Genomic DNA, 13,504 nt, shown 5'->3' with positions numbered 1-13,504 from the left:
GGGGGGGCGCGGGGGGGGGGGGGTGGCGTCCCCCGCCCCCCGCCCCTACCGGTTCTGCCGCCGTCCAGTCGCGGGGCCGATCCCGGCTCCGCGACTGGACCGGAGGCCTCGACCCCGGCGGTCTGGCCGCACCGCGTCAGCGGCGGCGTTCCCATCGGAACCGTTCCCGCCCGCGGTGGCCGCCATGTACCGATTCGCCGTCCTGCTCGGACTCGCCCTTGCCGCCCCCGGCGCGCAGGCCGAGGACCCGCTGCCCGCCAACAGCTTCGGCGACAGCTACGGCCGCTACGCCCCGGGCGGCGACTGCACCCGCGAACCGCTAATCACCGTCGCCGCGACCGGCCTGGAGATCCGTGTCGGCGGCGCCAGCGAACGCATCGCCCAACCCGAGGTGGCCTGGAGCTACTTCGGCCAGGACTACGAGGGCATCGTCCGCACGGTGTTCCCGTATGCCGGCGCCGAACGGCCGGTGATCATGCTGCTCAACGACGGCGAGGTGCCCGGCGCCCTGCGGATCGAGCCGCACGACCGCGGCTACCCGGGCGGACCGCCGCTGTCGGCCCGGCACCAGACCCTGGTCGATGGCTCGCCGTATGCGCGGTGTGGGGATTGAAGGGCGACGGTCTGCGGGTGCGAGTAACGACTGGACAGTGCATCTGCTTTCACGGGCTATCTGCCAGTGCCGGTCAAACGATGCTGCCCGAGTGGCTGCTTCCGGCCAGAATTGGGCGGATGTTTTGCTCCATGTTCGGCAGACAACCAGCCTTGCAGTTCGAACGTCCGCTGTAGACACCGTCAGCGGGCCTTCGCTCACGTGATGTCGGTCAAGCCTTCCGCACTCAGCAGGAGCTTGCGGGTGGTACCAATAGCATCCAGAAACGGAACGTCATGGCTGACCACCACCAGTGCCCCTTCGAAGCCGGCCAGAGCATGTTCCAGTTCAGCCATGGATTCGAGGTCGAGATTGTTCGTAGGCTCATCCAGCAGCAGCAGGTTCGGGGCCATGTCCGCATGGAGCACGCAGGCCAGTGAGAGCCTGACATGCTCGCCTCCAGACAGCGCACCTGCCGGCAGGTGCATGCGTGCGCCCCGGAACTGCAATCGTGCCAGCAGGTCGGAGCGACCCTGCGCCGTCATGCGGGTTGCCGCCAGCGCGAGGTTCTCCGCTACGGTGAGCGAGGGGTCGAGATGACCCAGACGCTGGGAAAGATAAGCCGAACGTGTCAATCCGCGCCTGAGTCTGCCCGCGATCGGCACTACCTCGCCGGCCAGGATTCTCAGCAGCGTCGTCTTGCCTGTTCCGTTGTCGCCCAGGATGGCGATCCGCTCCGGCCCTCGGATGGTCAGCGATACGCCTTGCCCGCCGAAGAGTGAGCGGCCACCGGAATCTGCCTGCAGATGCTCGCCAGCCAACAGAAGCTGATTGTCGGCAACGCGGGTCGCGGGCAGGGAGAACGACGGCGCGGACACGGCATGGATTCTAGTCTTCGCATGCTGGAGTTGCTCGCGTACGCGGCTGACGCGATGTCCGTGGGCACCTTCGGTCTTTGCCGCCGAAACCTCTGCGGCGCGAGCGCGATTGCCCGCCACGATTCTCGACAGGCCTGCGTCGGCCCGGTTGCGCCTTGCGTTTGCTGTCCGTCTTTCGGTGCGCTCCCGCGCCTGCCGCATCTCGCGGTGCTCACGATGCAGCTCTCTCCGCAGATGATGGACGTGATGCTCCAACGCCAGTCGTTCCGACTCAACCGACGCCTGATAGGCGCCGAATCCTCCGCCGTAGAGACGAAGACTGGATGGGCGTAGTTCGGCGATCTGCTCCATGCCTTCGAGCAAGGTCCGGTCATGGCTTGCCACGATGATGCTGCCACGATAGTCAGACAGCGCATCCAGCAGCCGTTTGCGGGACGCAAGGTCCAGGTGGTTGGTGGGTTCGTCCAGCAACAGCACGGCGGGGCGTCGCAGCAGTTGTCCCGCCAGAGCGAGGGACATGGCCTGGCCGCCACTGAAGGTGGAGATTCGGCGCTCCAGGGATACGTTGTCCAAGCCCAGGCGCGCCAAGGTCGCAGCGATCCGCTCGCGGATGTCCCAGTGCCCTTCGGCGCGTTCGAACAGGGCCGGATCCGTATCACCGCACGCGATCGCCTCCAGTGCATGTACGGTGCTGGCGACGCCCAAGGCGTCGGCCACCCGCGCGTCGGGGTCCAGCGTCGGATCCTGGGGAAGATAGCCCAGGTCGCCGGATACCGTGATGGTGCCGGCACCAGGCGAGAGTTCGCCTGCGATCAGGCGCAGCAAGGTGCTCTTGCCGCCGCCGTTGGGCGCCACCAATCCGGTCCTGGACGGACCGATCACGCAGGACACATCGGTCAGAACGGGTGTACCGTCCGGCCAAGCAAAAGAAAGATGGGAAACGCTGACGCGTGCCTCGGACATGGGTTCCTCCTGGGGTGCGACGCGAACGCGATGCGCGCGCAGATCGCCGGTGGGAGCGTCCGGTGTGGTCTTGGACGGCTCCGATTCGCTAGGGGGAACGCTTGGATCACATGTCTGGGGCAACTCCAGCAGAACGTGCGGAGCACGCATTGTGGCATGGCAGCGTGGCTGCGGGAATGAACCGACGCTATGCCTTCGTACCCAAGGTTAGGGTGGCCTGCAGTCCGCCGCCATCGCGATTGATCAATGCCAGCTGCCCGCCCAGTGCATTCGTGAGCTGGTGCGCAATGGCCAGGCCCAGGCCGGTGCCGCCGGTGGACCGGCTGCGCGATGGCTCCAGGCGATGGAAGGGCTGCTTGATCGCATCCAGCTGCGCCTCCGGTACACCGGGGCCACGGTCCAGGACATCGATGCATACCTGTCCCTTGCCGTCCACCCGCAACCTTGTCTCGGCGCTCCCGGCATATGCCAGCGCGTTGTCGATGAGGTTCTGCAGGACGCGGCGCAACACCTGCGGATGCGTCTGCAGCGATGCATTATCGCCTCCTGTGTGCTGCACGGCCTTGCCAGTGTCCTGGTAGTCGCCCACCACACTGTCCAGGAACGCGTGCAGGTCAAGCCGCACCGACGGGTCCATCGTCACCCTGGCGCTGCGGGCATAGTTCAGGCCTTCCCGGATCAACTGGCTGATCTGGTCAACGTCATTGAGCAGCCGCGCTTGCTCTGTACTCTCATCCAAAGCTTCCACCCGTAGCCGCATGCGGGTGATCGGTGTCTGCAGATCGTGCGAGATGGCCGCCAGTATCTGCGTACGTTCCGACACATGGGCCGCGACCCGCGATTGCAGGGTATTGAGCGCCTGCGCCGCCTTGGCGATCTCCGCGCCTCCGTCCTGGGGAAGCGGCGCGCCTTTTCCCGCAGGATCCATGCGCTCGGCCGCCAGCGCCAACTGCGCCAGCGGCCGCGTGGCCAGGCGCACCGCCGCGCCGACGCACGCCAGCAGCAGCACGACCTGCGCAATCAGTATCCAGGGCAACCATCGCGCGACTGGCATGGGGGCCGGCGTGACTTCGATGGTCAATGGCCGCCCATCCCGCAAGGTCAGTTCCACCTCGTAGCGCTCCGGGAGGGACGAAACCGCGCGCGGCCGCAATGCGTACCGGTGAGCCAGCGCATCGTCGATCAAGCCGGCTACCTGCCGTGCGCGCTCGCTCGCCAGCGGCTTTCCGGTCTGCGCCGGACGCAACAGGTAACGATAGGTGCGCCGCTCCAGGCGCGGGATCCATTCGACCCGCTGCGCCGGCGAAAGGCGCTCCAGCAACGCCACACTGACGGGAATGTCCTCGAACAGGTTCCTCAACATCATCGAGCGGGTGGCATCCATGCGCTCATACGACAGTACGGAGAACGAAAGTGCATGCGCCAGCAACAGGCCTGCGCCCAGGATCAGCAGCAGCCGGGCCCGCAGAGTGCGCGGCAGAAGGCGCGAAGGCCACTTTGGCGGAACGCTGCTCATGCGTCTTCGTCGATCAGCACGACAGGCTGGCTGAACACGTAGCCTTCACTGCGCACGGTCTTGATGTACATCTGCTCGCGCGCGCCGTCTCCAAGTCGCTGGCGCAGCCGGCTGACCAGCAGATCGATGGACCGGTCGAACATCTCCGCATCGCGCCCCTGCGTGAGGTTGAGCAGCTGATCGCGGCTCAGCACCCGTTGCGGATGATCGATGAACACGCGAAGGAGCCGGAACTCGGCCCCGCTCAGGGGATAGACCGTGCCATCGGCATCCAGCAGGTGCCGTGCCGTGGTGTCCAGGCGCCAGTCGCCGAACCCGAGCAGGCGGCTGGCCTCGCTGACCTGCAGGTTGGGAGGAAGCATGCGGGTGCGGCGGATCACCGCGCTGATGCGCGCCAGCAGTTCCCGCGAAGAAAACGGCTTGCTCACGTAGTCGTCGGCGCCCATCTCCAACCCGATGATGCGGTCGGTCTCATCATCGCGCGCGGTCAGCAGGACGACCGGAACCGTCTTGTGCTTGCCTGCGCGCAGGTTGCGGCAAAGCGACAGGCCATCCTCGCCCGGCATCATCACGTCGAGCACGATCAGGTCGATGTCGCTGGTATCCAGCGTGGCCCGCATCTCCCGGCCATCCGCAGCCAGGCTGACGCGCAGGCCGTTGCGCCGCAGGTAGTCGCCGACCATTTGGCGGATGTCGCGATCGTCATCGACGACAAGGACATGATCGGTGCGGGATGACATGCGCGGGTACTCCCAAGTTCGCTCGCAGGGAAAACAAGGCCCCTGCGACGGATGTTAGCGCCAGTGCGCCGCACGTTAACCGCCGGCGGCGCTGGTGGGGGCATCGGCCGGTCGCAGGCCGCTGGCCTCCAGGATGACGTTGCTGACTTCGCCTGGCTCCGATACGGGCGCGACGTGGCTGGCACCGACGGAGTACAGCGTGGCGCCGATACGTTGCGCTGTGGCTACCTGGAGTTGCGGCGCCAGCATCCGGTCCTTGCGCGACACCACGTACCAGCTCGGACGTGAGCGCCACGCCGCCGCGGTCACCGGCTCGGCAAGCGCGCTGGCCTTGAGCGGCAGCTGGCTGGCCTGCACGCGTGCCAGTGCGCGCGGCGTCAGGTCCTGGGCGAAGTCGCGCGCGATCGTCTGCGGCGACAATGAGAGCCAGCCGTCCCGCTCCAGCAACTGCTGCAGGCCGGGCGCGACGGGGAAATGTTCGCCCTGCTGGGCCGAGGTCTGTCCCACATCGGGAGCGAACGCCGCCACATAGACCAACGCGGTCACCTTGGGATCGACGCCCGCCTGGGTGATCACGGTGCCTCCCCAGGAGTGACCGACCAGCACCACCTTGCCCGGTGCCGCGGCGATTGCGGCGCGGGTAACGTCCACATCTGCTTCGAGCGAACTGAGCGGATTGTCCACGGCCACGACGGGAACGCCGCGACGCCGGAGACGCTTGGCCACCTGGTCCCAACTGGAGGCGTCGGCGAAGGCACCGTGCACAAGGATGACGGTGGGGGCGTCTGGATCGACGGCAGGGCGCGCGGCGGCGGGGGTGAGCGTGGTGCCCAGCGCTAGAAACAGCAACAACGGGATCGAACGGAACATGGCAGGTCTCCTCATGGTCGGGGAGTGCCATTCCAGTACCCCACTGTATCGGCCGGGTGTCGGCGCGGGCCGTGTTTGTACCGGAATGTATCCACGGGCCACTTGCGGCCATTGACTGACAAATCCGGGGTTGGCAGGACATGTGGCCGACACCGGATGGGCGTGAAATTCCCGGCGAGCGCAGATGCCAGCTGCATGACCGGCGCCAGCGTGACGCTGGATGGCGGCTTCTCGATCTGACGCCTGTGCGGCGCCTGCCGGCGCGTCTCTGTTGTCCCGACTTCCCTTCAATCCACCTGCCGGAGGATCCACCATGTCCGCTACCACCACGTTGGTCCCTTCTACCGCCCGTCGCGGCCTGCGCCTGGCGCTATGGCTGCTCGTTACGAGCCTGCTGTTGGGCGCCGCCGCCTCCGCTGCCACACCCGATGCTGCTTTCGATACTGCGCTGCCCCCCGCACTGGTGGCGAACAAGCACGTGGACGCGGGCGATCTGCGCATCGGCTACGCCGAACTCGGCCCGGCCGACGGCGAAGCCGTCATCCTGCTGCATGGCTGGCCCTATGACATCAACAGCTATGCCCAGGTGGCACCGCAGCTGGCCGCGCAAGGCTACCGGGTGATCGTTCCGCACTTGCGCGGCTATGGCACCACGCGGTTCCTTTCCGCCGACACACCACGCAACGGCCAGCCCGCCGCACTGGCGTCGGACGTAGTGGCCTTGATGGATGCGTTGAAGATTCGTCGCGCCACCTTGGCAGGTTACGACTGGGGTGCGCGCTCGGCAGACATCGTGGCCGCCCTGTGGCCTGAGCGCGTCAAGGCGTTGGTGTCCGTCAGCGGTTACCTGATCGGCAGCCAGGAAGCCGGTCGCAAGCCGTTGCCGCCTTCGGCCGAACTCCAGTGGTGGTACCAGTACTACTTCGCCACGGAACGCGGCCAGGCCGGCTACACGCAGTACACCCACGACTTCGCCAGGAAGATCTGGGAACTGGCTTCGCCGCAGTGGAAGTTCGACGACGCCACCTTCAACCGGAGCGCCGCTGCCCTGGACAACCCGGACCAGGTCGCCATCGTGATCCACAACTATCGCTGGCGCCTGGGTCTGGCCGAAGGCGAAGCCAAGTACGCCGCACTGGAGCAACGTCTGGCGCAGGCGCCGGCCATCACCGTGCCGACGATCACCATCGAAGGCGACGCCAACGGCGCGCCGCATCCCAAGCCGGAGGCATACGCGGCCAAGTTCGTCGGCAAGTACGAGCACCGCACTTTCACCGGCGGCATCGGCCACAACCCGCCGCAGGAAGCGCCCGCCGAGTTCGTTCAGGCGGTTGTCGACGCCACCCACCTTTAAGCCTTCCCGGGAGCTCGCCATGAAAGCTGTGCACATCATCGGATTGCTGGCCGCTGCTGCCGGGACCGTGTTGGGTCTGGTCGGCGCCGTGCAGGCCTTCGACAACCGCGGCCCTGTCGCACCGATCTATGGCGTCCGGTTGCCTGAGGGCTATCGCGATTGGCCACTGGTGGCGCCGGCACAGGAAGCGGCGCCGCTGGACGAATTGCGTGTCGTCGTCGGCAATCCGAAAGCGATGCGCGCATATCGCGGGAAAGTCCAGCCGTTCCCGGATGGCACCGTGCTGGTCAAGCTCGCGTGGAAGCACGAGCCGTCGCCGGACTTCGCCCCGGCCTCCGTTCCAGGCGCGGCCACCACGGTGCAGGTGATGGTCAAGGACTTCCGCCGTTACGCGGCGACGGGCGGCTGGGGCTATGGGCGATTCATCGACGGCCGTCCGGTCGATGAGGCGCAACACCGCACCTGCCATGCCTGCCACGCCTCCCGCGTCAAGCAACGCGACTACGTGTTCACCCGATACGCGCCGTGAGCGACACGACCGACTCCACCCCACCCACCAGGAGATACCCATGAATGCGCTCGACACCGTCCTCTACACCGGCAAGACCCACACCGTTGGCGGCCGCGAAGGCTATGCGCGCAGCGACGACGGCCAGCTCGACGTCGTCCTGTCGCCGCCCGGCAGCCGTCGTCCCGGCACCAATCCCGAGCAGCTGTTCGCCGCCGGTTGGTCCGCCTGCTTCGAAGGCGCCATGGGCATCGCCGCTGGCAAGCTGCGCATCGTGCTGCCTGCCGGAACCGCGATCGATGCCGAAGTCGACCTTGGCATGGTCGGCGAGGGCTACCAGCTCCAGGCACGACTGGACATCTCGCTGCCCGGACTGGATCCGCAACAGGCGCAGGCCATCGTCGACGAAGCGCACCACACCTGCCCGTACTCCAAGGCCACGCGCGGCAACATCGACGTGCAGATCCGGTTGACCTGAGCCTCCTGGTAACAAAACGTGCCGACCGGCGCGCCAGGACGATCCGGATACAAAAGTCCGGATCCCTGAACACAGTGCAGCCACATGCCTGCGATGGAATGACCTCCCGCACCCGCGCGCCCGGATTCCTCCCATGATCGAATATGCCCTGGCAGCCCTTGCGGGCATGGCCACCATTCTCTCGCCTTGCATCCTGCCGGTCTTGCCGATCGTGCTGGCGACAGGAGCAGGCCGGGATCGCGCCACGCCGCTGTGGATCATCGGCGGATTCGTCACTACGTTCGCGGCCGGCGGCATCCTGCTGGGCGTGCTTGCAGCCTCCTCTGGCGAGTTGCAGGCCGGCATTCGCTCTGTGTCCATTGCCGTGCTGATGCTGGCAGGCCTGGCTTGCTTCTGGCCGGCGCCCTTTGAAGCGGCGGTGTCCTGGATCCGGCAGCAATGGACCCGCCACCGTCCGCAGCGGGTGGCGCTTCCGGGCCCAGGTGGTCGCGCGGGTGCGCTGATCGTTGGCGCTTCACTTGGACTGGCCTGGACGCCATGCGCCGGACCTGTGCTGGCTTCCGTGTTAGCCCTTGCCGCCACGGCCCAGGAGCCGGCCAAGGCAAGCGCATTGCTCGGCTTGTACGCCCTGGGAGCGGGCCTGCCCATGCTGCTGATCGCCTATGGCGGCCACTGGGTCAATGCACGGCTGCCCTTCATGCAGCGCCACGCCGACCTGTTCCGCAAATGCTTTGGTGCAGTTGCCGTCGCATTCGCCGTGCTGCAGTTGCTGCAGTACGACGTCTTCGTGTCCGCCTGGGCCACCCGGTGGCTCCCCCCTCTCTCACAAGGACTCTGATCCCATGAAAAAGCTCGCATCCCTGACGACCCTCCTGGCCGCCAGCGTATTCGCTGCTGCCTGCTCACCCAACGTGCAGGCCGACCCGGTCCAGCCCACGCATGCCGCTCCCGCACCGGTGGCGCCCGAGTTCAGGGGCATCGACAACTGGCTGAACGGCCCACCGCAGCGCCTGCGTGATCTGCGCGGCAAGGTAGTGCTGGTCGAATTCTGGACATATTCCTGCATCAACTGTGTACGCGTGATGCCTCACGTCAAACAGTGGCATTCCAGGTACCGGGACCAGGGGCTGGTGGTGATCGGCGTGCATACGCCCGAATACGGCTACGAAAAGAAGCTGGGCAATGTCCGTGCGGCCGTGCAGCGATTCGGTATCACCTATCCGGTTGCCCAGGACAATGGATATGAAACCTGGAATGCCTATGGCAATCGCTATTGGCCTGCGATGTACCTGATCGATCAGCAAGGACGCATCGTCTACCAGCACTTTGGCGAAGGGCAGTACGAGGAGACGGAGGCGAAGATTCGCGCCCTGCTCAACCTTGATGCCGCGAAGGGCTGAGAGGGGAATCGGCCGCCATGCTGAGCCACCTCTGCGGTGATGGCTTGGACAGGACGGCGGGCACTCCATCCATGGACGCCTTCCGTCCTGCCCAGGGCCGCGCGCGATGGCTGCCAGCAACGCCCTCCTGGATCTTTCCGATACCACTTGCCTGCAACCAGCGCTTGATGAAAGCGCCAACACCATGGGGACTACGCCATGACATCACGATGGTTGCGACGTCCCCCCGCTTTCAGTAGCGGTCTGATCTAGAGTCCGGGTTCACTGTAGCCGACTCGGCCAGTTGTTCGGCATAGGCGGCCGGCGTCATGCCGACAAGCGCCTTCTTGGGTCGCTCCTCGTTGTATTCACGGCGCCAGGTCTCGATGATCGTGCGGGCCTGGAGCAGGCCGGTGAACCAGTGTTCGTTGAGGCATTCGTCGCGCAGGCAGCCGTTGAACGACTCGACTTAGGTGTTCTGGTTCGGCTTGCCTGGCTCGCTCAACCGGAGTTGGACGCCACGCTCGTGTGCCCACGTGACCATTGCCTTGCCGCAGAACTCCTTGCCGTTGCCGGTCCGGATCACCTTGGACAGGCCCCGACTGAGTGCCAGCCAGTCCAGCACCCGGCTGACACCGTAACCCGAGATCGCCCGTTCCACCTCGATCGCCACCGGCTCATGCGTGGCATCGTCCACGATCACCAGGCACTTGATAACCCGGCCATCGGCCGTCCAATCGAGCACGCAGTCCATCGACCAGACTTCGTTGGCGCGGGTCGGCCGCAGCAAGGGCTGTCGCTCGCCCACGGGCACCTTCTTGCGCTTGCGATGGCGCGCCTGCAGCCGTTCTTCCCGATACAACCGCTCCACGTGCTTGTAGTTCAAGAGGTGTCCTTCCTGACGAAGCTTGAGGTGGATCATCCCGACGCCGTAGTGCCGATGCCGATGTGCCAGCGCCAGAATGCGTTCCCGCAGATCGACGCTCCGATCCGGCCGGGGCTCATAGCGCAATGTGCTGGCACTCATCCGTACCACCGCCAGTGCCCGCCGCTCGCTCAATCCCCTGTCCACCATGTAGCGCACCTGCTCGCGTCGGGCCGGTGCGCTCACCACTTTTTCGCAGGACGTCCTTGATCACCTTGCTCTCCAGCACCTGCTCGGCCAGCAGCTTCTTGAGCCGGGCGTTCTCCGTCTCCAGCTCGCGCAGCCGCTTCGCGTCCGGCACGCTCATGCCGCCGAACTTGTTGCGCCACAGGTAGTACGAGGCCTCGTTGAAGCCGTGCCTGCGGCACAGCTCCTTGACCGGCAGCCCGGCCTCGGCCTCACGCAGGAAACCGGTGATCCGTTCTTCGGTAAAGCGCTTCTTCATGTCCAATCTCCTTCTCGTTGGGGATTGGACTTCAAATCGCCGTGCTACTCAAAGCCGGGGGGACGTCGCCCACAAAAAAACCCCGGCCGAAGCCGGGGTCCGCTCAACGGGAGCAGGGGAGAGAGGCGGTGGGAACGCCGCGTTCCGGACGCGAGGCCCCGAACGTCGTGCTCAGAAGGTCACACTCCAGCTGTTGATGTAGCCGGTGTCCTGGTTGGCGTTGTCGTTCACGCGCAGCTTCCAGGTGCCGTTCAACGGTTCGCTGGACAGGTCCAGGGTGTAGGTGCCGATCACGTTGTCGGTGCTGCCGCCGCTGCGGTTGTGGAGGTTGTAGACGCTGCCGTCGGGTGCGATCACGTCGACCCGCAGGTCGCCCTTGTAGGTGTGGCGGATGTCGACGTCGACGCTGGCGTTGCTGGGGGCATTGCCGCTGCGGCCGGATACGGTGATCGGGCTTTCGACCGTGGCGTTGTCGTTGATCGTGTAGTCGGTGGTGTTGCTGTAGGTCTGGGTGCCGCCACCGCCGGTGCCGTAGCTGCCGGTCAGGCTGAGCCCCGAGAACGCCGAGTAGCCGCGCACCATCACGTGCCAGGTGCCGGCCTGCGGGCTGGCGAAGCTGCAGGTCTCGTTGTTGCCGCCGGTGTAGGGCCGGCAGTCGTAGTTGCTGGAGGTCGGTGCGCTGCCGAACTTGACGTACAGGTCGGCATCGCCGGTGCCGCCGCTGGTGACGAACTGCAGGTTGCTGGCGCCCGACGGGACTTCCATCGTCCAGAACTGCTCGCTGCCCTGGGCGCCGGACACGCCGGTGACCGGCACGCCGTTCTGCAGCTGGTTGCCGCCGCCCGAGCCGACCGTGACCGTGCGGGTGCGGCTGTTGCTGGCGCCGTCGTCATCGGTCACCGTCAGGGTGACGTCGTAGCTGCCGGCCGCGGCGTAGCTGTGGCTGGGGTTGGTCGCGGTCGAACTGCCGCCGTCGCCGAAGTTCCAGCTGCGCGAGGCGATCGAACCGTCGCTGTCGCTGGAGCCGTCGCTGAAGCTGACATCGAGTCCGTCGACGGTGAAGCTGAAGTCGGCGCTCGGAGGCAGGTTGCCGCCGCCACCGTCCGCGGCGATGCCGTCGATGTACTGCGCGCCGGTGCCGCCGGCGTCGAGCCAGCTGCTCAGACGGGTGCTGTCGCTGCCGCCGCCGGTCCAGGAGGCAAACAGGCGGCCGTAGTAGTCGCTGCGGTTGCTGCCGGTCGCGCTGCAGGTGGCGGGGCCGCCGTGCAACTGGCCGATCACGCGCTTGTCGGGGCTGTAGATCGGCGAGCCGGACGAACCTGGCTCGGTCACGCCGCCGGAGGGCTGCCAGAAGATGTGCAGGTGGGTGGTGCCGCTGCCGCCGCCATAGCCGCTGATCTGGGTCGGGCTGGTGGAGATGCTGATGCGCTTCTCGGCGACGTTGGGGTGGTGGATACCGATCGCGCCGGGGAAGTTCATGTCGCGCCGGTCCCAACCGCTCCAGTACAGGTTGTAGGCGGCAGGCGCCGGGTCGTCGAGCTCGACGAGGGTGAAGTCCGACGCGCTGTTGCCGGCGCGGAACGTCGAGCCGGTCAGGTACTGGTCCAGGGTGCCGTCGCCGTCCTGGCCGCTGGAGCTGCTGCCGGGGGTGCGGCAGGTCGAGTTCTGGTAGTTCCAGTAGGTGACCAGCGAGGCGGCGTTGCTGCCGTTGATGCCGCAGTGGTTGGCGGTGAGGAAGAACATCCGCCGGTCGTTCGCGGTGTTGTTCAGCAGGCTGCCGCTGCAGAACAGGCTGCCGCCGGTCGAGATCGCCGCCGAGGAGCGGACGATGTTGTCGTAGTACGGGTCGGCGTCGGGACATTCGACATCGACATTGCAGGCGCCGGAGGTGCCCAGCGGCTGGATCAGTGCGGATTCGCGCGCCATCCGGCTGAAGCCGCGATAGTCGTGGCCGACCTGGACCAGGCGCAGTCCGAGCTCGCCGACGCGGTCACGTGGCACGACCACCTCGATCACCACCCGGTCGCCAGGCACGATCGGCGTCCACAACTGACCGTGCGCCTCGTTGTCGGCATCGGTGAAGGTTCGCACCAGACGCGGATCCGCGTCCCGGGTCAGGCCCTCGGGATAGACCAGCAGGCGGCCGCCCGCGGGCATGCGGTAGTCGCTGAAACCGAAGTTCAGCGACAGCGCCTCGCGCGACTCCACCCGCAGCCGCCAGACCAGATGGTCGGCGTCGAGCTCCTCCCAGGCGCCGGCGTTGTGCGGGGTCAGGTCGACGCGCAGCGGCTGGGCAAAGCGTGGCGGCAACCCGCGCGCTTCGCGCTGCGGATCCTGCGCGCGCAGGCGCGGTACGTCGACTGCCGGCATGCTGCGGATCTCGACCCTGTCGAGCCGGGCGATGTCATGATCGAACGCGGCCGGACGCGCGCCGTCAGGGGCGGCAAGGGCCGTGCCGATCGACAGGGACAACAATGTCAGAAGACCACATACGCCTTTCATTGGACCTCTCCATGGGTAAGTGCTGCGTGGGTGTGGTGCTGCAGGTAATCCGCGTCGTCCATTGACGGGCGGCGCGGAACGCGGGGCCGGGGATCACGCCCCCGCAAAGCGGAATGCCTCGTCCTTCGTTGCGGCATGGTCAGAAGGTGACGCTCCAGCTGTTGATGTAGCCGGTGTCCTGGCTGGCGTTGTCGTTCACGCGCAGCTTCCAGGTGCCGTTGAGCGGCTCGCTGGACAGGTTCAGCGTGTAGGTGCCGATCACGTTGTCGGCGCTGCCGCCGCTGCGGTTGTGGATGTTGTAGGTGCTGCCGTCCGGTGCGACCAGATCGACCTTCAGATCACCCTTGTAGGTGT

The 13,504-nt window shown here is 66.5% G+C and carries 12 protein-coding genes and 1 pseudogene; 6 read left to right on the top strand and 7 right to left on the bottom strand.

The genetic code is table 11. From position 1 onward, the window contains the following. Window positions 1–184: 184 nt before the first annotated feature. Window positions 185–613: a hypothetical protein gene (locus tag L3V18_RS17330; protein WP_237056610.1), complete on the top strand. Its 429-nt coding sequence runs from the start codon at window positions 185–187 to the stop codon at window positions 611–613. A gap of 197 nt (window positions 614–810) precedes the next feature. On the opposite strand, the gene L3V18_RS17325 is transcribed toward L3V18_RS17330, so the two are convergent. The 4 genes from L3V18_RS17325 to L3V18_RS17310 all read right to left on the bottom strand — a co-directional run bounded on the left by L3V18_RS17325 (window position 811) and on the right by L3V18_RS17310 (window position 5,559). Beyond that, window positions 811–2,433 carry an ABC-F family ATP-binding cassette domain-containing protein gene (locus tag L3V18_RS17325; protein ID WP_237056608.1) on the bottom strand — a complete coding sequence of 541 codons (1,623 nt, stop codon included), beginning with the start codon at window positions 2,431–2,433 and terminating at the stop codon, window positions 811–813. A gap of 187 nt (window positions 2,434–2,620) precedes the next feature. Next, window positions 2,621–3,949: a HAMP domain-containing sensor histidine kinase gene (locus L3V18_RS17320; RefSeq protein ID WP_237056606.1), complete on the bottom strand. Its 1,329-nt coding sequence runs from the start codon at window positions 3,947–3,949 to the stop codon at window positions 2,621–2,623. Beyond that, the gene (locus L3V18_RS17315; RefSeq protein WP_237056604.1) at window positions 3,946–4,689 is read right to left on the bottom strand and encodes a response regulator; all 744 of its coding nucleotides are present in this window, start codon (window positions 4,687–4,689) and stop codon (window positions 3,946–3,948) included. The genes L3V18_RS17320 and L3V18_RS17315 overlap by 4 nt, the downstream gene beginning before the upstream one ends. Before the next feature lie 75 nt (window positions 4,690–4,764). After that, complete coding sequence (locus L3V18_RS17310) at window positions 4,765–5,559, bottom strand: alpha/beta fold hydrolase (RefSeq protein WP_237056603.1); 795 nt, start codon at window positions 5,557–5,559, stop codon at window positions 4,765–4,767. A gap of 397 nt (window positions 5,560–5,956) precedes the next feature. Between L3V18_RS17310 and L3V18_RS17305 the strand changes: the two genes are divergently transcribed. From L3V18_RS17305 to L3V18_RS17285, 5 genes are all read left to right on the top strand, one after another. After that, window positions 5,957–6,913, top strand: coding sequence for an alpha/beta fold hydrolase (locus L3V18_RS17305; protein WP_237056601.1), 957 nt, complete (start codon window positions 5,957–5,959; stop codon window positions 6,911–6,913). A gap of 19 nt (window positions 6,914–6,932) precedes the next feature. Beyond that, complete coding sequence (locus tag L3V18_RS17300; RefSeq protein WP_237056599.1) at window positions 6,933–7,442, top strand: cytochrome P460 family protein; 510 nt, start codon at window positions 6,933–6,935, stop codon at window positions 7,440–7,442. Window positions 7,443–7,482: 40 nt separating this feature from the next. Beyond that, window positions 7,483–7,899, top strand: coding sequence for an organic hydroperoxide resistance protein (locus L3V18_RS17295; RefSeq protein ID WP_237056597.1), 417 nt, complete (start codon window positions 7,483–7,485; stop codon window positions 7,897–7,899). Between the two features lie 133 nt (window positions 7,900–8,032). Beyond that, window positions 8,033–8,737: a cytochrome c biogenesis CcdA family protein gene (locus L3V18_RS17290; protein ID WP_237056595.1), complete on the top strand. Its 705-nt coding sequence runs from the start codon at window positions 8,033–8,035 to the stop codon at window positions 8,735–8,737. A gap of 4 nt (window positions 8,738–8,741) precedes the next feature. Further along, the gene (locus L3V18_RS17285) at window positions 8,742–9,299 is read left to right on the top strand and encodes a thioredoxin family protein (RefSeq protein ID WP_237056593.1); all 558 of its coding nucleotides are present in this window, start codon (window positions 8,742–8,744) and stop codon (window positions 9,297–9,299) included. A 232-nt stretch (window positions 9,300–9,531) separates the two neighbouring features. Here L3V18_RS17285 and L3V18_RS17280 read toward each other — a convergent pair. From L3V18_RS17280 to L3V18_RS17270, 3 genes and pseudogenes are all read right to left on the bottom strand, one after another. Beyond that, window positions 9,532–10,648: pseudogene (locus L3V18_RS17280) on the bottom strand (IS3 family transposase). 171 nt (window positions 10,649–10,819) lie between these two features. Next, window positions 10,820–13,150 carry a proprotein convertase P-domain-containing protein gene (locus L3V18_RS17275; protein ID WP_237056591.1) on the bottom strand — a complete coding sequence of 777 codons (2,331 nt, stop codon included), beginning with the start codon at window positions 13,148–13,150 and terminating at the stop codon, window positions 10,820–10,822. Window positions 13,151–13,289: 139 nt separating this feature from the next. Continuing rightward, on the bottom strand, window positions 13,290–13,504 hold a 215-nt coding region (locus tag L3V18_RS17270; protein WP_237056589.1), incomplete at its 5' end, for a proprotein convertase P-domain-containing protein.

This window comes from Marilutibacter chinensis, assembly GCF_021725675.1.
Taxonomy (GTDB): Bacteria; Pseudomonadota; Gammaproteobacteria; order Xanthomonadales; family Xanthomonadaceae; genus Marilutibacter; species Marilutibacter chinensis.
This window is presented reverse-complemented; position numbering and strand designations above follow the sequence as displayed.